This window comes from Cobetia sp. MC34 (genome assembly GCF_018340035.1).
Classification (GTDB): domain Bacteria; phylum Pseudomonadota; class Gammaproteobacteria; order Pseudomonadales; family Halomonadaceae; genus Cobetia; species Cobetia amphilecti.
On record NZ_JADPPY010000011.1, the window covers coordinates 81,951 to 103,031 of the forward strand.

The window sequence follows — 21,081 nt, forward strand, 5'->3', positions numbered from 1 at the left end:
ATTTTCCATCATCGCCGTCAGGTCACGCTGAAAACCACCAAACTTTCCCCAAATCACCGACAGAAACCACTGCCTGTTAAAACACATGCAGGATTTTCGACCGAAACCACCGCAAAACCGCCTACCTCCAGGCCGCGCTGCCCTTGCGCGCTGCTTTTTGGCGCCTTGCTGTCTGACCATCACTTGCCTGATGGACACATGCCTGACGATCAGTGGCCTGACCAACTGATGCCCCCAAACGCATGCCCCCAAACGCATGCACCCCCGCAGGCAGGGCCTGTGGGGGTGCATGCAGCACGTGGCGATAGCCAGCGCAGGACGATCAGGGCGTCGCGTTTTCCAGCTCGTCGGAGCTCTCATCATTCAGCACCAGGGACACCTGACGATCTGCCTTGAGACTCTCGTTGAGGTCACGCACGCTGTTGATATCGATGATACCTGCCGCCTGACGCAGGTTGAGCAGGTCGAGCACATAGGTGTAACGCGAAGAGGCGTAGTCCGCCAGCGCCTGATACAGGGCCTGCTCGGCGTCCAGCACGTCGACGATGTTACGGGTGCCGACTTCATAACCGGAGCGAGTCGCTTCCAGTGCACTGCGGCTGGAGACGATCGCCTGCTTGCGCGCCTTGACGGTCAGGACGTCGCTGCGCACCTGGCTGTAGAGCGAACGCACACTCTGGGTGGTGGAGCGCTGCTGGTCGAGCAAGTCGTACTGGCTCTGCTCTAGCAGATGGGTGCTCTGACGTACCTGGGCGGAGGTGCGGCCACCGGTATAGATCGGCAGGGAGGCCTGGATACCGATCTGGTTGTATTCCTGATACCCCCCGGCAGTATCGATGTCGGTTTCATCGTAGGAGTAGGTCGCGAAGGCGCCGACTTCCGGCAGGTGGCCTGCGCGGGAGGTTTTCACATCGCCTCTGGCGACATCGACACCCTTCTGGGCAGCACCGATCAGCGGGTTGTTGGACAATGCCATCTCGACCCACTTGCCGCGGCTGGCCGGCACCGGCGCTTCGATCGCCAGATCTTCTTCCAGGCCATCGATGGAATCGTACTGCTGGCCCGTCAGCTGCTGCAGGGCCTCGAAGCTGACCTGGAGATCGGCTTCGGCCGCGATACGCTGGGCACGCGCATCATCGAATGATGCCTTGGCTTCCTGCACATCCGTGATCGCGATCAGGCCTACCTCGAACTGCTGATTGGCCTGGTCCAGCTGGCGAGAGAAGGCCTTTTCCTGAGCGATACGCGCATCAAGCACATCACGATTGTTCAGGATGGTGAAATAGGCAGACGCCACGTCATAGAGCAGCTGCTGCTGATCGGAATCCAGCAGCAGTTTCTGCTGACGGGTGGTGTCCTTGCTGGTCGCGAGCTCATACCAGTCGGCGGCATCGAACAGCTGCTGGTTGACGTTGACCACGATATTGCTGTCGGTGTAATCGCCTTCGGTGCCGCTCTGGGAATTGCCGGTGACATCGGTACGCGACACGGTTCCCGTGGCAGTGATCTGGGGCAGCAGGTCAGCAAGCTCGATACGCTCATTGTCCTCGACGCTCTGATAGAGCGAGCGAGAAGAGGACAGGCTGGCGTTATGGGTCAATGCATCACGCGTGATGTCGAGCAGATTGGCAGCCTGAGCCTGGGTCGCAAAACCCATCGCCAGCACCAGTGGCAGTATGCGAATGTTGGCCATGTATGCGTTGTTCCTGATCAGTGACAGTCGTGACCTGCATGGCGCCTCGAAAGCACCAGGACAAGGTAAAAGGTAGCTCACACATCGGCTGGACTACTGCCTCAGCCCTGCTCAAGCGGGTCGTGGAAAAAGTGGCCTTAGTCTAATCGTCGCTCTTTTGGGCGTCCAGTTAGTTGGCTAACTTTGTTGCACGATACAGCGTTTCCAAATTGACAACAGTGTCATGGGGCATCCTGTACTCGAGCGCAGTGCGTCAGAATGCCCCCACTCTGCCAGAATAATGATGACACAATATGAAAACGGCCCACTCGGATCACGAGCGGGCCGTTTTCACTGGCAACCTGCATCAGGGTATCGACAGCCATGACGACTGTGCCCGCGCATCATTCAAAGATGGATTCGAGCGTCAGCCCCTGCTTCTCGAGCATGCGCCGCAGCTTCTTGAGCGCCTCGACCTGAATCTGACGCACCCGCTCACGCGTCAGACCGATCTCCTCGCCCACTTCCTCCAGCGTCGCGGCTTCATGACCGCGCAGCCCGAAGCGGCGCACCACCACTTCCATCTGCTTCTCGGTCAGTTCCGCCAGCCACTCATCGACATGCGCCTTGACGTCGACATCCACCAGACTGGACTCCGGGCTGGTGTCATTCTCGTCGGCGATGGTCTCGATCAGCGGCTTGTCGCTCTCGCCGCCCATCGGGTAGTCGACGGATGACACGCGCTCATTGAGCCCCAGCATCTTCTTGACGGTATCGACCGGCTTGTCAAGGAAGTCGGCAATCTCCTCCGCGGTGGCCTCGTGATCCAGTTTCTGGGTCAGCTGGCGCGCGGCACGCAGGTAGATGTTGAGTTCCTTGACGACATGAATCGGCAGACGAATGGTGCGCGTCTGATTCATCAGCGCCCGCTCGATGGTCTGGCGAATCCACCAGGTGGCGTAGGTCGAGAAACGGAACCCCCGCTCGGGGTCGAACTTCTCCACCGCGCGGATAAGCCCCAGATTGCCCTCCTCGATCAGATCGAGCAGCGACAGACCACGATTCAGATAGCGCCGCGCGATCTTGACCACCAGACGCAGGTTCGACTCGATCATGCGCTGACGACCGGCGGGGTCGCCCGCCTGTGCCAGGCGCCCGAAGTAGACCTCCTCCTCGGGCTTGAGCAACGGGGAAAAACCAATCTCGTTGAGGTAGATCTGGGTCGCATCTAGGCTTTGGTAGTGCTTGCGCTCTTCACGATTCAAGGCGCGTTCGAATGCCGCCTCTTCCGCTTCTGCCTCAAGCGTATCGTCGTCCTCCTCGACATCCTCAAGGGACAACTCAACCTCAGCCTGATCGATATCCTTTTCCAGCATGCTCATGTCGATACCCCGTTGTCTCTGGTCTGGTGCCAGGAACTTGTTGTTGTGGCAGCGGTGGGAATCAGCGTTTAGGCAGGAATTTCAGTGGGTCCTTGGGCTGCCCATCCTCGCGAATCTCGAAGTGCAGCTGCGCACGTTCAGCGTCAGTGGCTCCCAGAGTGGCGATGACCTGTCCGGCGTCGATCACATCGTTCTCTGATACACGCAGAGTGTCGTTGTGGGCGTAGGCGCTCAGATAGCGGTCGTTGTGCTTGAGAATGATGAGGTTACCGTAACCACGTACTCCGCTTCCGGCGTAGACCACGATTCCCGGCCCTGCTGCCTTGACAGGTTGCCCCTTTTGACCAGCGATATCAATGCCGCCGGTGACACTCTCGGACTCGCCGAACTTGCCGATGATCTCGCCTTGCGTAGGCCACTGCCAGTCAACGTTTTTTACCGGAACATAGGTCTTCTTGGCCGGTGCAGCCTTGGCGGTTTCGCCAGCGACGTTGGTGCCCTTTTCAACCTTGGCAGCCTCATTTTTCACGCTAGCGGCCGCTTTCTCACGCTCTGCTGCGGCAGCAGCGGCAGCAGCGGCTTGCTCGGCCTTTTCCTTGGCAGCCTTGCGCGCCTCGGCCTGGGCGGCGGCCGCACTGGCAGCTGCCTCGCTGGCCGTCTGGCTGGCTGTCTGTGTAGCAGAGCTACTGGCCTGCGCAGCACTGCTGCTGGCCTGCTCTGCGCTGTCAGTGGCTGAGTTGCGTGCCGTCTCGGCGAGTGCCTCTTCACTGCCTTCCTGGTAGACAGGCCCCAGCCCGGCAGCCGCCGCGGCGCCGGTGGCGGCCGATGACACGCCACCCGAACCGGTCGTCAGCGACTGGGCCTGGCTGGTGCGCTGTTGCTGCTGAGCCATGGCGGATTCATCCGGTGCCAGCCAGTCAGGCAGTTCGCTGCCGCCGGCGATCGAGCTGTCGCTGCCCCCGCCCATCGGCGTGGCAACGACGCCACCGCTCGAGGCGACGCTCGTGCCGGAAGCGCCCGCCGCACTCGCCGGCAGCTGGGTGTTGGGGTCCAGTCGCAGCGTCTGCCCCGGCTGCAGGGTATAGGGCGGATTCAAGCCGTTCATGCGCGCCACATCCCGGAAATCCTGGCCACTCTGCCAGGAGATGCCATACAGGGTGTCACCGCGCTGAACGGTATAGGTGTCGGAGGTGATACGCGCATTGCCGGCGTTGAGGTCCTGAACCTGCGGGCGAGTGGTCGCCGTGCTGCAGGCTGTCAGCGCACCCAGCGCCAGACCTGCCAACGTCAGTTTGATTCCCTTGTCCATCCTGTCACGCATGTTCCTGCTCCTTGCGGGAATTGCTGGAGTCGTCATCCGGGCCGGAGCGCTCTCCGGCAAACCAGACAAGCAATACGCCGGCCAGCATCAGGGCGAGTGCCGCCCACAGCTGGGCAGGCTCACCGGTCACACTGGTGTAGGTATCCGGCATCATGAAGTGGTAATCCAGCGGAACCTGTTCACCCTTGGGTCCCAGACGATAATCGGTGATGGTGCGCCACGGCCACAATACCGGCAGCGAGCCGAGAATGAAGCCCGTCAGCAGCATCAGTGTCGCGGTGTGATGATGACGAAACAACCACGACAACAAACGCGAGAAGGTGAATAGCCCGATGGCGCAGCCGCTGCCGAACAGCATGATCAGCTGCAGATCGAAGCTCTTGATGCCAGTCATCACCGTGCCGTAGAGGCCCATGGTCAGCAACAGGAAGCTGCCGGAAACGCCCGGCAGCAGCATGGCACTGATGGCGATGGCACCGCCGACCACTAGCACCCAGGAGGCATCGGTGGCGGCAGGCAACAGGCTGGGCAACTTGCTGGCCAGCACCAGCCCCAGCGCCAACCACACCAGATAGCCCATCCGGAAGGTGGTGATACGCCGCGCGACCACCACCCCGGAGCACACCACCAGCCCGAAGAAGAAGGCGTTGAGCAGCAGCGGCTGCGCCTCCATCAACCAGGTCACCAGATGCGCCACGCTGATCAGGCTGGCGAAGATGCCAGCGACCAGCGGCAGCAGAAAGGCCAGATTCAAATGCTGCCACAGCGCCTTGAAGCCCTGCTCACGCCATACGCCGATGGCGGAGGGGCCGAAGCGCTTGATGGACTCGATCAATTCTTCATAGATGCCTGTCACGAAGGCAATCGTGCCGCCTGATACCCCGGGCACGGCATCCGCCGCCCCCATGCCAGCGCCCTTGAAGAACACGCTCAAAGCTCGTTTCACCTGATCACTCCCTCGAGCAACGGCACGAAGCGCACGGCCTCGAACCGCTGAATATCCTGAGTGTCGCCGACGTGGCGCACTCGTGTCAGCCACTGACGATCACTGTCGTCCTCGGCCAATGGCACGATCATCACCCCCTGCGGGGCCAACTGTTTCAACAACGCCTGCGGCAGATGCGGTGCGCAGGCGGTCACCACGATCAGATCAAATGCCGAGTCATCGTCCTGCCAGCCATGCCCACCATCGGCATGGCGCAACTCGACATTGTCGAGCCCGAACCAGCCAAGGCGTTGAACGGCCCTGGCATGGAGCACGGCGATGCGCTCGAGCGAAGACACCCGAGCGAACAGACGCGCCAGCAGCAATGTCTGATAGCCCGAACCGGTGCCGACCTCCAGCACCCGACACTCCTCGCGCGGGCGCGGCGCTTGCGCCAGGGCAAGCTCCGTCATGCGGGCGTGCATGTAAGGCTGGGACAGGGTCTGCCCCTGCCCCAGCGGCAGCGCGGTATCTTCATAGGCACGGTGCGCCAGCGCCTCATCGAGAAACAGATGGCGCGGCTCACTGGCCATCAGCTCCAGCACCCGCTCATCGCGAATGCCGGCATCCTCCAGGCGCGCCACCATGCGGTCTCGCGTGCGCTGGGACGTCATGCCGATACCGCTCAGCTGCGCCGTGTCCGGTCGCCTGAGGTGCAAGGGCCCGGCGATTCCCGCTGCGCTGTCTGACTGCGCAAGCGGGAAAGCGTTCTGATACACGTCCTTCATGGTCTTGATTCATATCCTTCGAACGAGGACTTCACAGCGAAATCTTGAGCCTTGGCTGGCGCTGTATCGCTCAGGTCAGCGCCTCGAGCCACTGCGCCACATCGTGACGCGCCCCGTGGGAGGTGAGATCCGTCATCAACGGCGTGATGGACACATAGCCTGCCGCGATGGCGGCGAAGTCGGTGTCATCGCCATCATCGATGCCATCGCCGGCCAGCGCGATCCAGTAGCGGGTACGGCCACGCGGGTCCTTGACCTCGATCGGGGCGCCCGCCGGGCCACGGTGGCCCTGACGCGTGACGCGAAAACCACGAATCTCGCTCCACGGCACATCCGGCACATTGACGTTGAGCAATGAGCGCGGCGGCAATGCCAGGGTCTCGGCCGCGCCGACGAGGCTCGCCGCCACGCGCCCGGCGGTCTCGAAGTGGGTCTTGCCGCACAGTGACATCGCGATCGCCGACATGCCCAGCGAGCGCCCTTCCATCGCCGCGGCCACGGTGCCGGAATACAGCACGTCATCGCCCAGGTTGGCACCATGGTTGATGCCGGAAATCACGATGTCAGGCTTCTCGTCCCAGACCCCATTGACGCCCAGGTAGACACAATCCGCGGGCGTGCCGTCGACGCTGTAGAAGCCGTTCTCCATCGCGGACAGCAACAACGGCCGACTCAGCGTCAGCGAGTTGCTGGCCCCTGAGCGGTCACGGTCCGGCGCGACCACACGAATGCGTGCCTGCCCGGCCAGCGCGTCATGCAGCGCCTTGAGCCCCGGAGCGTGCACGCCATCATCATTGGAAAGCAGAATCCTGCGCATCATCTCACTCCTTTGCGAATCATCGGATAGTCGTCATGTCGCCTGGCGGCACTACAGCAGCGGGTGGGCGATCAGCTCACGCAACAGGCCCGTCGCGAAGCTGCCGCGCGGCAGATCGAAGTACAGCCAGACACTGGCCTCGCTGCCTTCGGTTTTTGCCTGCTCTGGCGTGATATCCCACTCCAGGCGCGGTTTGCCGGGCATCAGGCGCAGCGGACGACGCTCCGCCTTGACGCCTGCCTTCTCGAGCCCCCCGCACAACTGCGGCCAACGCGTGGCCAGGACTTGCTCGAGCTGGGCGGCCTGCGCATGAGCCTCAGCACGCCCGGTGCCCCACAGCGGGCCAGTGGGATGAATATCGCCACTCGCCAGGCGCTGCGCCAGCGTCTCGGCCGACTCGCTGCCGTCGGTGACGAAGCGCGAGCCCGTCCCGTTGAGCGCAAACACCTCACCGCTCAACGCCGTCGCCCAGCAATTCGCCTTGAGGCGCGCGGCCAGCACCTCGTTGAACAGGAAGCTGCGCGCGGTCGACAGCAGCATGCCGCTGCGGTCATCACGCTTGCGCCAGCCACGCACCAGCACGGCACGCGCCCGGCCGAGATTATGTCCTTGATAGCCGAAGCGCTGCGGCCCGAAGTAGTTGGGCACACCATCACGCATCAGCGTCTGCCAGCGCGCCTCGAACTCGGGATGCGCGACGGCCTCACCGCTGACACGCAGCGCGAAGCGGTTGCCGCGATGCACGCCACGCTTGAGCTTGCGCGGATGACGCACGCTGGCCAGCACGCGGACGCCCTTCTCGGCCAGCGCATCGCTGAGATCCTGCGGCGCTTCACGCCCCGGCAACCACACGGAGACCCACTGCTGGGTGATCGCCTGCTTGTCCTTGAGACCGGCCACGCCGATATCGCGCGGCGCGACCTCACACAGGCTGGCCAGTTCACGGCACAGCTCATCGGTGGTCAGGCCGCGTTTCTCGACCCACAGCCACTGATGCTCGCCGTGGCCTTCAGGCACGAAGTCCATCAGCTCGGTGACCCGGAAGTCCTCGGGCGTGTGGCGGAAGTCGCCTGCTCCCAGCGGGCCGCCATGTGCATGCGGCCAGCGCTGCATCAATTCGGCTTCCTTGACCCACGCCTCGCTGCCCGCGGCGTCCAGTGCCGCCAGCGCCTCGGCAAACAGCGCATCCGCCTCGGGCGACTCAGACATGTCATTCACTTCAGACATGCTCGACTCCGCCCGCGGCCGGCAGCGCGCCCAGCAGCACCACCGCCTCGGCGGCGATGCCTTCCTTGCGACCGGTGAAGCCGAGCCGCTCGGTGGTGGTGGCCTTGACGTTGACGACCGCCAGCGGCACGCGCAGGTCTTCGGCGATCACTTCCCGCATCGCCTGGATGTGCGGCGCCATCTTCGGCGCCTGCGCCATCACGGTGAGATCGACATTGCCGACCCCGAAACCGGCGGCATTGACCAACCCGATCACGTGGCGCAGCAGGCCACGGCTATCGGCGCCGGACCACTCGCTGTCGGTGTCCGGGAAATGCTTGCCGATATCGCCCATGCCACAGGCGCCGAGCAGCGCATCGCACAGCGCATGCAGCAGCACGTCACCGTCGGAGTGCGCCACGAAGCCATGCTCGTAGGCGATCTTCACGCCACCGATCATCAGGTGATCGCCATCGCCGAAGCGATGCACATCGAAGCCGTGGCCGATGCGCAGGGCCATCGGCACATGGCCAGCCGGCTGGGAAGAGGTCGCGGATTGCGCAGAGGTAGTGGCAGCAGCGGGTGTTGCAGATTGCTCAGTCATGTCAGGCAGACGTCCGGGGGCTATCGGGAAGCGCCTCGCGCGCGGCCAGCAGCAGGCGCGCCATGGCGAGGTCTTCCGGATGGGTGATCTTGAGATTGTCGCGGGCGGCGGCGACCAGCACGGGGGCACGGCCACAGGCCTCCAGTGCCGAGGCCTCGTCCGTGATGAGCGCGGGGTTCTCCCCTAGCGCTTCACGCAGCGCCCGTCGCAACAGGCCCAGCGGGAAGGCCTGCGGCGTGAAGGCATGCCACAGGCCGACGCGGGATTCGGTGTGCGCGATGCTCGGCGCACGCTCTTCATCGCCATCGCCACCGCCATGCGGGCGGGAGTCGCCGGCCGGCGCGGCGCGTTTCATGGTGTCACTGGCGGGGGCCGCGAGGATGGCGCCATCGGCACTGCGGCGAGCGGTCGCCACCAGCGCATGGATATCGGCTTCGCGAACGCAGGGACGCGCGACATCGTGCACCAGCACGAGGTCATCGTCATGGGCGTGGCGGCTCAGGCAATCCAGGCCTGCCAGCACGCTGTCGGCACGTTCGCTGCCGCCATCGGCGCGCAGCCAGTCCTGCCACGGCACCATCGACGGCGAGAAATAGCCATCGTCGGCGCCCAGCACCAGACAGAGTCCTGCCTCGGGCAGCGCGCGCTTGAGCGTCGCCAGCGTCGCCTCCAGCACGCAGCCGCCGGGCGACAGCTCCAGATACTGCTTGGGGCGGTCGGCCTGCATGCGACTGCCTACGCCGGCGGCCGGCACCAGATACCACAGACGGGGCTCGCGCGAGGCGTCTGTCGGCATCATGGCGTGATCACCTTGGGCAGCCCGCCTTCCAGGCCCTTGCCCTCCAGCGCACCGTCCGCCACTTCATCGGGTGATGGCGCCTTGCGTTCCGGCACCGCGACGTTGGGAACCCACAGGAACTGCTCGTCCTTGCGCACCATGCCGAGGTCATTGCGTGCACGCTCCTCGATGGCCGCCAGACCATTCTTGAGGTCGACCACTTCCGCGCCGAGCCGCTGATTGCGGTTGTCCAGCACCGCATCTTCCTTGGAAAGCTGCTGCACGCGTGCGCGAATATCGAATAATTCGGTGATGCCATTTTCGCCCCACCACAGCCGATACTGGAGCAGTGCCAGCAGCAGCAGCAGTGAGATATTGATCCATTTGAGCATGGCGATGTCCTTGGCCGTTGCAGCGCGCATTATGCCATCATCCGGGAGCGTGACGCAGGCACTGCCAGCATCCGTTGCCACGCTTGACGCACCCCTGTCGATCAGGGCCACCTGATGACAGCGCCCCCTCACCCTTCTGCCAGGAGTCATCCGATGTACAAGCTTGCGTTCTTCGTCCCGGAGAATGACGCCGAACCCGTCAAGGAAGCCGTCTTCGCCACCGGTGCAGGGCGCATCGGCGACTACGAGGCCTGCTGCTTCGAGACACGCGGCACCGGCCAGTTTCGGCCACTGGCCAGCGCCAATCCGCATATCGGGACTTGCGGCACGCTGGAGCGCGTCGCCGAACTGAAGATAGAGCTGGTATGTGACGATTCGCTCATCGCCGCTGCCGTGGCGGCGCTGCGCGAGGCCCATCCCTATGAAGAAGTCGCCTTCGATTGCTGGCGACTGGAAACGTTCTGACCCCGCGCGCCCCGAAGAACGAGGCACGCGAGGTCAGCAATGGCCAGACGATCTAGCTCGCGGGCAGGAAGGTGGTGTTGAAGAAGTGCTCGCGGGTTTCCAGGTCGATCTGCTCGAGATGCAGCGGGAAATGCTCGTCACCCTCGCCGTGGCGGCGGTCCTCGAAGTAGCGGCGCAGCGTCACTTCCATGGTCGGGAAGGCCAGCGACTGCCAGGGGACCTCCTCCTCGGCGAACAGCGCCACCTCGAGGCTCTCGACGCCCGCTGAGTAATCGCTGATCAGCTCGGCCCGAAACAGCATGTAGACCTGATTGATGTGCGGCAGGTCGATCAACGTATAAAGCCCCTGCAGCTTGACCTCGGCGCCGGCTTCTTCTCGCGTCTCGCGGGCAGCGGCGTCGCTGGTAGTCTCGGCGTTCTCCATGAAGCCGGCCGGCAGGGTCCAATAGCCCAGGCGTGGCTCGATGGCACGCCGACAGAGCAACACCTTGCCATCCCGCACCGGCAGGGTGCCCGCGATGATGCGCGGATTCTGATAATGGATGATGCCGCAGCTATCACACAGGTAGCGCAGACGATCATCGCCCTGCGGCACTGCCAGACGCACCGTTTCACCACAGTGACTGCAATAATTCATTCGCTCTCCCATGAAATCTCAAGGCGCCCTTCAGTGACATCCCGTCTCCGCTTCCTCGTTGCGCGGTGGGCCCAGCGGCATGGCAGTCGCCTTGACCGCCAGGACCCTCGCGCCACATGATGAAAGCCTACGAGGAAACGACATGCTAGAAGCCCTGCGCCAACGCCTGCAAGCACATCAACCCCTTGCGACCGACCACCAGCTGCCACGCGCCGCCGTCCTGATCGCGCTGATCGATCGTCCCGAACCGACGCTGCTGCTGACGCGTCGTGCCAGCCATCTCAGCCAGCACCCCGGCCAGGTGGCCTTCCCCGGCGGCAAGGCCGAACCCGATGATAGCAATCTGTTGGCCACCGCGCTGCGCGAAGCCGAGGAAGAAGTCGCGCTGCCGCCCAGCGCCGTGGAGGTCTTCGGCCAGCTGAGCGACGTGATTTCCCTGCACGGCATGCGCGTCACGCCCTTTGTCGGGCGCATTCCCGCCGACCTGCCGCTGCACGCAGACCCCGGCGAGATCGAGCAGATCTTCGAGATGCCGCTGAGCATGTTGCTCAAGGACGAGCGCGAGCATACCGACGTGATCACCGTCGGTGACGAGACCTGGTACGTGCCCAGCTATCGCGTGGCCGACCAGGTGCTGTGGGGGCTGTCCTCGATGATGCTGGTCGAACTGATGGCCATCGGCTTCGGCCATGCCGTGAGCCTCAAGGCAGCGCCACCGCCTGGTGCCCCGCTGCGCCATCTGCCGCCGCGCCCGGTGCCGCCTCGGCCCTGAAGCTCAAGATCCTGAACTCCTGAGTTACTGAGCTCCTGAGCAGCTGAACCAGACAAGGTGTGTTCCCGCCGAGCGGCTCGCCATTGCCCTGATGTCATTGCCCATGGCATTGCAGCACTGCCATTGCCCCGACGATATTGCACCGACAATGGCACTGGACTATAACTCCTCGCCCACGATGCCACGCCACTTCCCGTTCGGAGCGCCTGATGCCCGCTGCACCTGCACCCGCCCCACTGCTGGACCCTGTCGCGCTGAACCTGCTGATCGATGAACTGGTCGAGCATGGCTACAGCGTGCGCCCCGACTTCCTGCCGCGCCAGGTCATCGCTCAGCTCAATGACGAACTGACCGAGCTTGAGACGCGGCAGCAATTGACGGCGGCGGGTATCGGGCGCGGACGCGAGCATGATCTGCGCCCGGACATCCGCGGCGACGCGATTCGCTGGCTGGACCGCAATTCGCGTGCCCAGCGCGCCTATCTGGAAGCGATGAACATGCTCAAGGATGAGCTCAACCGTGCCCTCTATCTGGGGCTGTTCGAGTATGAGGCCCATTTCGCCCACTATCCGGTCGGCAGCTTCTACAAGAAGCATCTCGACAGCTTTCGCGGCCGCGGCAATCGCCTGATCTCCAGCGTGCTCTATCTCAATGAGGACTGGCCGCGCGATGGCGGCGGCGAGATCGTGCTCTACAACCCCGAGGATGACAGCCGCGAAATGGCACGCGTCACCCCCGAGGCCGGCACCTTCGTGTGCTTCCTCTCCGAGCAGATCCCCCATGAGGTATTGCCGACGCATCAGGCGCGCGCCAGTGTCACCGGCTGGTTCCGGCGCAACAGCTCACAGGGCAATCTGGTCGATCCCGCACGCTGACTCCGGGGCGGGGAGGCCCGGCCAGACAGGTCTGGACAGCGCCGCGCCAGCGGCCCTCAGTCGCGCGCCAGCGCCGCGTCATCGCGTGGCAGCACCTGCTGCTGCGCGTCCTGCAATGATTGCTCGTCATTCAAGGCCTGCTCGTCATGCAGCGCCTGCTCCTCCTTGACCTCGATCTCCTCGAGGCTGTCCAGCGAGGCATCCGTGATCAGCTCCGGCATGTCAGCGACCAGCTCACGCGTGACCTCGACCAGCGGGTCATCGGCCTCGGCGTCTCGCAGGTGCTCCTCGGCGGCCTCGACCAATTCAGGCCCGACCGCAAGCTCGGTGCCCAGCGGTGTCTGCGGGGCATGGGTCTCGAAGGGTGCCAACGGCTGCGGCGCCGGACGCATCACTCGTCGCCAGACGAAGAAGAGCAGCATGCCGCCACCCATCACCGCCAGACTCAGCGCCATGCCGGGCATCGCGCCCATTTCGGCCATCGGCAGCGATACCGCCGGCGGTGACAGAGTCGACCCCACCGCGTTGATCAACAGCAGGCCCTGACTCATGCGCACCAGGGCACCGGCGGGCGCACGATCGGCGGCGTGGCTGACCGCCACCGGATAGAGGGTGAAGGCAGCGCCGCCAAGCAGGAACAGTACCGTCAGCTGGGCGATACCCTCGCGCGCCGGCCCCATCAGCAAGGCGGCGAAGCCGACGATGGCGATCGACAGAATGATCAGCACCTGCTGGCGATCGTGGCTGTCAGACCAGCGGCCGATGGGGTACTGCAGCAGCATGCCGCCGAGAATCACCAGCGCCATGCGCTGACCGATCTCCGCGGTGCTCAGGGTGCCGCCATCGCCCAGTGCCAGAGGCAGCAGGCTGTAGATGACCGCCACCACCAGTCCCGAGGCCAGACAGCCGAACACGCCCGTCGGCGTGATGCGAATCAGGCGCCACGGGCTCAGGGGCTCGGACTGTTCGATCAGCGGCGAGACACGCGGCAGCAGCACCAGCGGCAATACCGAGGCCGCCGCCAGCATCGCCACCAGCATGAAGGCCGCCTCGAGGCTCAGCATGGCGGTCACGCCCAGCAGCAGCTGACCGAGCACACCCGCGCCGTAGAGCACGATCATGTAAAGCGCCAGCAGACGCCCGCGCACGGCGGGATCGGCGGCGCTCAGCAGCCAGCTCTCGATGACCAGATACACCCCGACCAGCGACCAGCCGATCATCATGCGCAGCAGGAACCACACCACCGGGTGATCGCCCAGCCCCATGGCCAGTGCCGCGACCGCCACCAGCGAGGCGAAGCCGGCATAGGCGCGGATATGGCCGATGCGCAGCAGCAGGCGGTCGTTGACCAGCGCGCCGAGCCCGAGGCCCAGATAGTAGGCCGAGCTGATCAGGCCGATCGCCTCGCTCGAGACGCCGGCGGCAGACAGCCGCAACGGGACCAGCGAGGTCAGCATGGCGTTACCGATCCCCAGCAAGGCAAGGCCGAGCAGGGGCGCAAGGGACATCAACAGCAGATGACGGGGCATGACCAGATCCTCGGCCGGCCGCCAGTCAGCGATCAGCCAATGCCGCAAGGTGCGGATATCGTCGGGAGGGGGAATTTGCCCTGCGAGAATACGTCAAGGCGCGGGCAATATAGTGACAGTCCGCGCCAAATCCAAGCCTTTTTGCGTCATTTGGCGACAATATCGTCTTGGGTGTCGCTGCGCGCTTTCCTGCGCCCTATCCATGCCCTGTACTCGCGCCCTGTCCCGCGGCCTGTCCCACGCCCTGCTCCGCGCTCTTGTTAGACCGGTTGTGGCACGCGGAAGATGACGATGTCGTTGGCGACCTGCTCAAGCTCGAGTCCGTGCGTGCGCGCAAGCCAGGCAAAGGTCGCTGGGCTGAACAGGCACACATGCGTCGGATCACGCAGGTAGTGCCAGCGCCTGAGCGCCTCCGGGTCATCCGAGGCGGGCTGCGTCATCACCCCCAACAGGCCGCCGGGCTTGAGACAGCGTAACCACTGGCGGAAGACCTCGCCCGGCGCGTAGAGATGCTCGATCACCTCGGTGCTGACGATGAAGTCATGCTGGCGGGTGAGCGCTGCCGGGTTCGGATGATAGTAGAGGTCGTGCAGCGCCATCGGATGGCCCGCCTCCTCGAACATCTGCGCCAGGGCAGGCCCCGGCCCACAGCCGAAATCGAGCCCGCTGGCACCAGCCGCGAGCCGCTCGCACATCGGCGTGAAGAGCTTGGCCAGGAAGCTTCGATAACGCGGGTCTGCCGGGTCATTCTCGTGCTGGTCGTAGATATCCTGCTCCGCCCTGGCATCCAGGCGCTGGGACGGCGCCAGATACAGCAGATGACATTCCGGGCAGCGCAGGTAATCGCGCTCGTCGGCGGGCGGTCGCTGACCGGTGTCGGGGCACGGCCTGCGTCGCTGTACCAGGTGCAGTACATGCTGGCTCTGGGACGCCTCACACAGCGGGCAGACAGTATCCGCAGGCGGATAGAGAACGAGGGAATCAGGGGCTGACATCAGGGCTCCGCGGCAAGGGACACTGGCGATGAGGGTCGACGTCACCACACGGCTGGCGGTGACGACTCGGCGCCACGCGCGACACCGCGGCAGCACGGGCAATTCCGCAGCAGGTGAACGTATCGAAGGTGGCGACTGTCTGAGTGCTGAATGATACCCCGCGCCAGTGTCTTGCGCCTGCCACGATGGAGCCTGCAGGCACCGCCCCCCTCTGGCACAATGAGCATCATTCGAGTGCGGCACCGCGACACCTGACGATGTCACGGCGCCTGCCTTCGCGTCAGACAGGCGCGATCTTTCACGCCAGACCACCGGAACTTCACGTGTGACGATGGACAAGACTCTCAAGCGGTTCGAACAGGCCATGGAACAGCGCCTGACTCCTCTCAAGGCCAATTCCGTGGCCTGTCTGTGGCAACGACTGTCCGGGCTCAGCACCCGCCAGCTCTGGTGGCTGGCGCGCCCGTTGGCGCGTGTGGTGCAGCTGTGCAACCCCCGCGAGCGCCGGGTCACGCGCCAGAATCTGGGCCAGGCCTTCCCGCAGCTCGACAGGCAGGCGCGCGCGCGTCTGGCAAGCGACAGCCTCGCGCATTCCACCGCCACCATGCTGGAACTGGGCAAGGTGTGGCTGGGCGATGAAGACGCCGTGCGCGATTCGATTCTCGAGGTCCACGGCCGCAACCTGCTCGACGAGGCCCGCGCCGAGGGGCGCGGCGTCATCGTGCTGGCGCCGCACTTCGGCAACTGGGAAGTGCTCAATTTCTGGCTCTCCAGCCACTTCCCGTTCACCGCCATGTACGAGCCACCCAAGTTCGAGCGCCTCGACCCGATCATCCGCAATGGCCGTGAGCGCATGGGCGCGAGCCTGGTGCCCACCAACTCGCGTGGCGTCGCTGCCTTGCTCAAGGCACTCAAGCGCGCCGAAGCGATCGGCATACTGCCGGATCAGGAGCCGGGCCGTGGCAGCGGCGTCTTCGCCGACTTCTATGGCCGCCCCGCCTATACCGCTACCCTGCTGCCCAAGCTGGTGGCGAGAACCGATGCGCGCGTCGTCACCGGTGTCGCCCAGCGTCTGGAAGATGGCCATGGCTTCGCCATCCACTTCCTCGCCGCGGATGAGGGTGTCTATTGCGAAGAGGAAGTCGCCTCGGCACGCGGGGTGAATGCCTCGGTGGAAGCGGCGATCGCCTTGGCGCCGGCCCAGTATCAGTGGGAATACAAGCGCTGGCGCAAGAGCCCGCAGGAAATGGAGCAACAACCGGGCTGGCAGGAATCCCGCTTCTATGCGCGCACCTACTCCTTCTTCTCGCTCAAGGGCTGGCGCCGCTATTTCAAGCATCGCCGCAAGGCCAGCAAGCGCGGCTGAGGGCAACACTGGCGGATCAAGCCATCAGCTCCCAGACTGAATGCGCATGGCTCAATGACAGGAGGCAAGGATGCCGATCGAGACTCACGCCGCTCACCTCACAAGCGCATCGCCCCGGCGCCCCTCCCTGTCCCGGGCAGTATCGACATGCCTGCCGGCAAGTCTGGTGACAGGCTTGGCGACAAGGTTGGCAACAAGTGTGGCGACACGCCTGGTCGCAAGTGCCGCGGCGGCCTGTCTCGCATTGTCTCTGCCAGCCCAGGCAGAGACAAATGCCGCTTCCTCACTGTCGCTGGTGAGCGCTCAGCAAGTGCCCAGCGATGCCCCTGCGCTCAAGCTGCCTGAGGGCGCCACGCTCGAGCGGCTGGCCTCGCTCGACAGTCCACGCATGCTGCACCTCACTGATGCTGGCGAACTGCTGATCGGCTCGCGGGCCGAGCGTGTCTATCGCGCTCAGCTGACGCCGGACGGCAACCTCTCTGCCGTGAAGACGCTGGTCGAACTGTCGGGCTATCCTCACTCGTTGGTGGTGCGCGTCGACAAGCTCTATGTCGCGACCACCGCCGCCTTGCTGGTCGCCGACTATTCACCCGGCGAGTCTCTCACCCGCGATGACTTTCGTGAGCTGATCGCCCTGCCCGGCGGCGGTGGCCACAACTCGCGCACCTTGAGTCTCGGGCCTGATGGTGGCCTCTATCTAGCGCTGGGCATCCAGGGCAATTGCTCGAATCAATACCTTGCAGGCAGCGAGCAGGGCTACTCCTTCAGTGAACGCCGCGGTGGCGTGCTGCGCCTTGAGGAATCCGGCGATGCGCCGCACTGGCAGCCCTGGGCCAGCGGGCTGCGCAACCCGGTAGGCCTCGCCTGGCAGCCAGGTAGGGAAGGTGAGCCGCGCCTGCTGGCCACCAACAACGGGCCCGACCACTGGGGCTATGAGCAACCTCGCGAGCTGGTGGTTGCTGCCCGCGAAGGCAGCTTCCATGGCATGCCCTGGTATCAGTGGATCGATGGCAACTGGCAGGCGGATGACTGCATCACGAGCGATTCACCGCGCGAGCGTGACGAGATTGCAGCGCCACTGGCCGAGATCCCCGCTCGCAGTGCACCGATGGGAATCGCGGTGGTACCGCCAGAGCACCCATTGGCTGCAGACATGGATGTCGTGGTGGCAGTCCACGGCAGCTGGGGCACGGCGTCCTCCGGCAACGCCGCGGGCGACCCGGCCAGTCGCCGTGAGCCTCGCCTGCTGGGCCTCAAGCTGGCGACGCCAGACACTGAAGCACGCCTGGTGCCGGTACTGACCGGTCTGCAGGACAGCAGCAGCGGTCAGCGCTGGATTCGCCCGCTCGATGTCCTGTTCGGCCCTGATGGCAGCCTGTACTTCACCTCGGATAGTGGCGCGGCTGGCCTCTATCGCCTCACCTTCGATTGATGGCCTGACCTTCAGCAGAACGGGCTTTTGAGAAACGAGGCCCTGGCCCTTAGTCACGCGCTCTCTCCAAGCCCTCTTGTCCAAGCACTCTCTTCAGGCTCTCTTTCCAGGAGCTGCTTGGCAGAGGGCCTATGGTTAGGGCCTATGGACAGGGCCTATAAATAGGGCCGATGAATGCAGCGCTTGCCTGCTAAAGATTCTGAAAACCTGCCTTGCATGCCCCGCCTTCAAATTACAGAAATGTAGTCCTGTGCCCTCGCGTGCACCCAATGGCCAGCTAGGCATTGTGTGGCCATGGAGCGACACTGGGTCGACGCCAAGCGTTTATTGAACGATGACGCGCTGAGAGAGCGTATCTCGCTCGTGCATCCAGCCTACGAACTCCTGCGTATGATCCAACGAATACGCCATCGTCGGAGCCTGCCGCCATGAACCAGCAGCCACCCCCAGCATCACGGACGCCCGCCAACCGGGACTCCCTGTCGAGCACATGCACGCACCTGACGCGCGCTCCCTGGCTGAGCATCGTGATGCCGGTGCATGACGAGGCAGCCGGCATCGTGCAAACCCTGATTGCCCTGAGTCGCCTGCGCGCGGGCGGGGACTGTGAAGTGATCGTGGTGGATGGCGGCTCGACGGATGGCACCCCCACACTGGCCCGACCGCTGTGTGATGACGTGCTGAGCAGTGAGCCGGGCCGGGCACGCCAGATGAATGCCGGCGCCGCGCGTGCACGCGGAGAATGGCTGCTGTTTCTGCATGCCGATACCGACTTGCCCGACAATGCGCTGGCATTGCTCAAGGAGGCCATCACGACGCATCGCCGCAGCGACTGGGGCCGCTTCGATGTCAGCATCAAGGGCGAGTCGCCGTGGTTACCGATGATCGCCGCCATGATGAATCTGCGCTCGCGGCTGACCAGCATCAGCACGGGCGACCAGACCCAGTTCGTGCAGCGCTCGACCTTCGAGGCCATCGGCGGCTTTGCCGACATGCCGCTGATGGAAGATATCTGGCTGAGTGCCCAGCTCAAGCATCTGACCCCGCCAATGAACCTGACGGCGCGCGTCACGACCAGCGGTCGACGCTGGGAGACCCACGGCGTCTGGCGCACCATCGCCAAGATGTGGGGGCTGCGGCTGGCGGCCTGGTGTGGCGTCTCCCCTGCACGTCTGGCACGCCTCTACGGCTATCGCGCCGCGGCGCAGGCCTGTGAGCAGCGCGGTATGCCCCATGCGTGATACGGCGTTGCCTACCTTGCCCACCGCTGATGTCGCGTCAGAGGTGCACCCGACTCTCATCATCTTCGGTCGCCTGCCCATCGCCGGCCACTGCAAGACACGCCTGATCCCCGCACTCGGCCCCGAGGGCGCAGCTCGACTCTATGCGCGGATGCTGAGCCATATCGTTGACCACGCCTGCGCCGCGCGCCTCGGCAAGGTCGTGGTGATGCTGACGCCCGCTGCCGAGCCGTCGAGTCAGGCACCTGAACAGGCGGCTCTGCGGGCAGCGCTGGAAGCCCGGCTGCGAAGCGTTGTCGATGCCTCTGCCGACCTCACCTTCGAGGTACAGCCGCAGGGGGAGCTCGGTGAGCGAATGTCCCGGGCCATGGCCCGACATCTGCCCGAGGGGCCGGTATTGCTGATGGGCTCCGACCTGCCGGCACTGGACAGCCAGCGCCTGCGCGAGGCAGCCCACAGACTGCGCACTCACGACGCGGTGCTGCAGCCCACCGACGATGGCGGCTATGGCTTGATCGGCCTCAAGGCGCCCTGCCCGCAAGCCTTTCTGCTGCCCCGCTGGAGTCATGCCCATGTCTGCCGGGACACCCTGGCGTTGCTGGCACGGGCCGGGAGAACGGCCGCTTGCCTGCCGACCAGCTGGGATGTCGATGAGCCGCGTGACCTTGCGCGCCTGTCGCGCCACCTGCCGGCGCTCATGGCCGACCTTGCCGCTTGAGACTTTCCATGAACCCGCTCACGGCTTTCTACAAACCCGCTTGAGGCTCATCACAAGCCCGTCTGAGGCTCTTTATAAGCCCGCTTGAGGCTCTTCACACGTTCGGCATGCCTCCCAAAGTCGTATGCATTTTTGCTCACACTGCCCTTCTTCTGCGCCGCAGGGCTGTTACACTCGATGCATCGTGACTCATATGTCACAGCTTGACGGGGTGCCGGTAAGACCGGCTGAGATGTCATGCGCAGGCGATGTCCTTGCGTGAATGACGATCCCGCCGAACCTGATCCGGCTAGTACCGGCGTAGGGATCAAGCGCGAAGCGATGCCACTCGATATCGTCACCACTTTCTCACGGTGACTGTCGGCACCTCCCCCGCTTTTCCCCTGCTCCTGTTCCGGTACTGGCCACGCTTGCGCCAGAGACCTGCCGCCACATCACGGGTCGTCAGCACGCTCACCGAGGGATGCGTCATGCCTAGTTTCAACGACCTGACCAGTGCCTGCGCCGAGGAATGGCGTGACTATCTCGAGCACGACTTCGTTCGCCAGCTGGGCGAAGGTCGTCTGCCGGAGGAGTCCTTCCGCCATTACCTGCAGCAGGACTACCTGTTCCTGATCCACTTCGCGCGTGCCTGGGCGCTGGCCGCCTACAAGAGCCGCACCCTCGCGGAGCTGCGTCAGGCCACGGCCAGTCTCGACACCATCCTCAATACCGAGCTCGATCTGCATATCGGCTACTGCAGCGAGTGGGGCATCAGCGAGGATGACCTGAGCGAGCTGCCGGAATCCCGCGCCACCCTGGCCTATACCCGTTACGTGCTCGATTGCGGCCAGCGCGGCGACCTGCTCGATCTGCACGTGGCGCTCGCGCCCTGCCTGATCGGCTACGGCGAGATCGCCGAGTGGCTGCTCGATCAGGACACCACCGAGATCGAGAACAACCCATACGCGGACTGGATCGCGATGTACTCAAGCGATGACTTCAAGGAAGCCGTCGAAGCCGAGCGCGAATGGCTGGATGCACGACTCTCGGAGGTCTCGGAGCGTCGATTGGGTGAACTGGTCGATGTCTTCCGGGACGCCACGCGACTCGAGATCGACTTCTGGCAGATGGGCCTCGATCGCGCTTGAGTCATGACAGACTGACGTCCCGGCGCTCGCCATGAG

General features: G+C 64.4%; 21 protein-coding genes and 1 riboswitch. Of the genes, 8 read left to right on the top strand and 13 right to left on the bottom strand.

Going from position 1 to position 21,081, the window contains the following annotated elements; translation table 11 throughout:
* Positions 1 to 322: 322 nt before the first annotated feature.
* The 10 genes from IZU87_RS08205 to ftsB all read right to left on the bottom strand — a co-directional run bounded on the left by IZU87_RS08205 (position 323) and on the right by ftsB (position 9,915).
* Positions 323 to 1,693, bottom strand: coding sequence for a TolC family outer membrane protein (locus tag IZU87_RS08205; RefSeq protein ID WP_107336201.1), 1,371 nt, complete (start codon positions 1,691 to 1,693; stop codon positions 323 to 325).
* A 383-nt stretch (positions 1,694 to 2,076) separates the two neighbouring features.
* The gene (gene rpoS, locus IZU87_RS08210) at positions 2,077 to 3,054 is read right to left on the bottom strand and encodes an RNA polymerase sigma factor RpoS (RefSeq protein ID WP_043331399.1); all 978 of its coding nucleotides are present in this window, start codon (positions 3,052 to 3,054) and stop codon (positions 2,077 to 2,079) included.
* Between the two features lie 61 nt (positions 3,055 to 3,115).
* The gene (locus tag IZU87_RS08215) at positions 3,116 to 4,375 is read right to left on the bottom strand and encodes a peptidoglycan DD-metalloendopeptidase family protein (RefSeq protein WP_249330495.1); all 1,260 of its coding nucleotides are present in this window, start codon (positions 4,373 to 4,375) and stop codon (positions 3,116 to 3,118) included.
* A complete protein-coding gene (locus tag IZU87_RS08220; RefSeq protein ID WP_240548609.1) occupies positions 4,368 to 5,321 on the bottom strand; it encodes a DUF368 domain-containing protein in 954 nt (317 codons plus the stop codon). The genes IZU87_RS08215 and IZU87_RS08220 overlap by 8 nt, the downstream gene beginning before the upstream one ends.
* Positions 5,318 to 5,974, bottom strand: a complete 657-nt coding sequence (locus IZU87_RS08225; RefSeq protein ID WP_234368298.1) for a protein-L-isoaspartate(D-aspartate) O-methyltransferase — start codon at positions 5,972 to 5,974, stop codon at positions 5,318 to 5,320. The genes IZU87_RS08220 and IZU87_RS08225 overlap by 4 nt, the downstream gene beginning before the upstream one ends.
* Positions 5,975 to 6,158: 184 nt before the next feature.
* Positions 6,159 to 6,905: a 5'/3'-nucleotidase SurE gene (gene surE / locus IZU87_RS08230; RefSeq protein ID WP_043331401.1), complete on the bottom strand. Its 747-nt coding sequence runs from the start codon at positions 6,903 to 6,905 to the stop codon at positions 6,159 to 6,161.
* 51 nt (positions 6,906 to 6,956) lie between these two features.
* Positions 6,957 to 8,132 (bottom strand): tRNA pseudouridine(13) synthase TruD, encoded by a 1,176-nt coding sequence (gene truD / locus IZU87_RS08235; RefSeq protein WP_249330496.1) that lies wholly within the window; start codon positions 8,130 to 8,132, stop codon positions 6,957 to 6,959.
* On the bottom strand, positions 8,125 to 8,631 hold the full coding sequence (gene ispF, locus IZU87_RS08240) for a 2-C-methyl-D-erythritol 2,4-cyclodiphosphate synthase (RefSeq protein ID WP_213114251.1): 507 nt from the start codon (positions 8,629 to 8,631) through the stop codon (positions 8,125 to 8,127). Before ispF ends, truD begins: the two co-directional genes overlap by 8 nt.
* An 85-nt stretch (positions 8,632 to 8,716) precedes the next feature.
* Positions 8,717 to 9,514, bottom strand: coding sequence for an IspD/TarI family cytidylyltransferase (locus IZU87_RS08245; protein ID WP_240548610.1), 798 nt, complete (start codon positions 9,512 to 9,514; stop codon positions 8,717 to 8,719).
* Entirely contained in the window at positions 9,511 to 9,915 is a 405-nt protein-coding gene (ftsB, locus tag IZU87_RS08250; protein WP_225347115.1) for a cell division protein FtsB, read from the bottom strand. Before ftsB ends, IZU87_RS08245 begins: the two co-directional genes overlap by 4 nt.
* A gap of 123 nt (positions 9,916 to 10,038) precedes the next feature.
* On the opposite strand from ftsB, the gene IZU87_RS08255 reads away from it, so the two are divergent.
* Positions 10,039 to 10,350, top strand: a complete 312-nt coding sequence (locus IZU87_RS08255) for a YqfO family protein (protein WP_213114232.1) — start codon at positions 10,039 to 10,041, stop codon at positions 10,348 to 10,350.
* Between the two features lie 52 nt (positions 10,351 to 10,402).
* Here the strand turns inward: IZU87_RS08255 and IZU87_RS08260 are convergent, their stop codons facing one another.
* Positions 10,403 to 10,987: an NUDIX hydrolase gene (locus IZU87_RS08260; protein ID WP_213114233.1), complete on the bottom strand. Its 585-nt coding sequence runs from the start codon at positions 10,985 to 10,987 to the stop codon at positions 10,403 to 10,405.
* A 142-nt stretch (positions 10,988 to 11,129) separates the two neighbouring features.
* On the opposite strand from IZU87_RS08260, the gene IZU87_RS08265 reads away from it, so the two are divergent.
* Both IZU87_RS08265 and IZU87_RS08270 read left to right on the top strand, forming a co-directional pair.
* Positions 11,130 to 11,759 carry a CoA pyrophosphatase gene (locus IZU87_RS08265; protein ID WP_213114234.1) on the top strand — a complete coding sequence of 210 codons (630 nt, stop codon included), beginning with the start codon at positions 11,130 to 11,132 and terminating at the stop codon, positions 11,757 to 11,759.
* A 209-nt stretch (positions 11,760 to 11,968) separates the two neighbouring features.
* A complete protein-coding gene (locus IZU87_RS08270) occupies positions 11,969 to 12,634 on the top strand; it encodes a 2OG-Fe(II) oxygenase (protein WP_213114235.1) in 666 nt (221 codons plus the stop codon).
* Positions 12,635 to 12,690: 56 nt separating this feature from the next.
* Here IZU87_RS08270 and IZU87_RS08275 read toward each other — a convergent pair whose 3' ends face one another.
* Both IZU87_RS08275 and IZU87_RS08280 read right to left on the bottom strand, forming a co-directional pair.
* A complete protein-coding gene (locus tag IZU87_RS08275) occupies positions 12,691 to 14,163 on the bottom strand; it encodes an MFS transporter (RefSeq protein ID WP_213114236.1) in 1,473 nt (490 codons plus the stop codon).
* Between the two features lie 260 nt (positions 14,164 to 14,423).
* Positions 14,424 to 15,158 (bottom strand): class I SAM-dependent methyltransferase, encoded by a 735-nt coding sequence (locus IZU87_RS08280; protein ID WP_213114237.1) that lies wholly within the window; start codon positions 15,156 to 15,158, stop codon positions 14,424 to 14,426.
* Positions 15,159 to 15,489: 331 nt separating this feature from the next.
* Between IZU87_RS08280 and IZU87_RS08285 the strand changes: the two genes are divergently transcribed.
* From IZU87_RS08285 to tenA, 5 genes are all read left to right on the top strand, one after another.
* A complete protein-coding gene (locus IZU87_RS08285; RefSeq protein ID WP_225996307.1) occupies positions 15,490 to 16,524 on the top strand; it encodes a lysophospholipid acyltransferase family protein in 1,035 nt (344 codons plus the stop codon).
* A gap of 199 nt (positions 16,525 to 16,723) precedes the next feature.
* A complete protein-coding gene (locus tag IZU87_RS08290; RefSeq protein ID WP_213114238.1) occupies positions 16,724 to 17,956 on the top strand; it encodes a PQQ-dependent sugar dehydrogenase in 1,233 nt (410 codons plus the stop codon).
* A gap of 530 nt (positions 17,957 to 18,486) precedes the next feature.
* Positions 18,487 to 19,197 carry a TIGR04283 family arsenosugar biosynthesis glycosyltransferase gene (locus tag IZU87_RS08295; protein WP_249330497.1) on the top strand — a complete coding sequence of 237 codons (711 nt, stop codon included), beginning with the start codon at positions 18,487 to 18,489 and terminating at the stop codon, positions 19,195 to 19,197.
* Positions 19,190 to 19,915 (top strand): TIGR04282 family arsenosugar biosynthesis glycosyltransferase, encoded by a 726-nt coding sequence (locus IZU87_RS08300; RefSeq protein ID WP_213114240.1) that lies wholly within the window; start codon positions 19,190 to 19,192, stop codon positions 19,913 to 19,915. Before IZU87_RS08295 ends, IZU87_RS08300 begins: the two co-directional genes overlap by 8 nt.
* Before the next feature lie 197 nt (positions 19,916 to 20,112).
* Positions 20,113 to 20,239: riboswitch (TPP riboswitch) on the top strand.
* Between the two features lie 146 nt (positions 20,240 to 20,385).
* Positions 20,386 to 21,045, top strand: coding sequence for a thiaminase II (gene tenA, locus IZU87_RS08305; RefSeq protein ID WP_043331406.1), 660 nt, complete (start codon positions 20,386 to 20,388; stop codon positions 21,043 to 21,045).
* Positions 21,046 to 21,081: the final 36 nt, after the last annotated feature.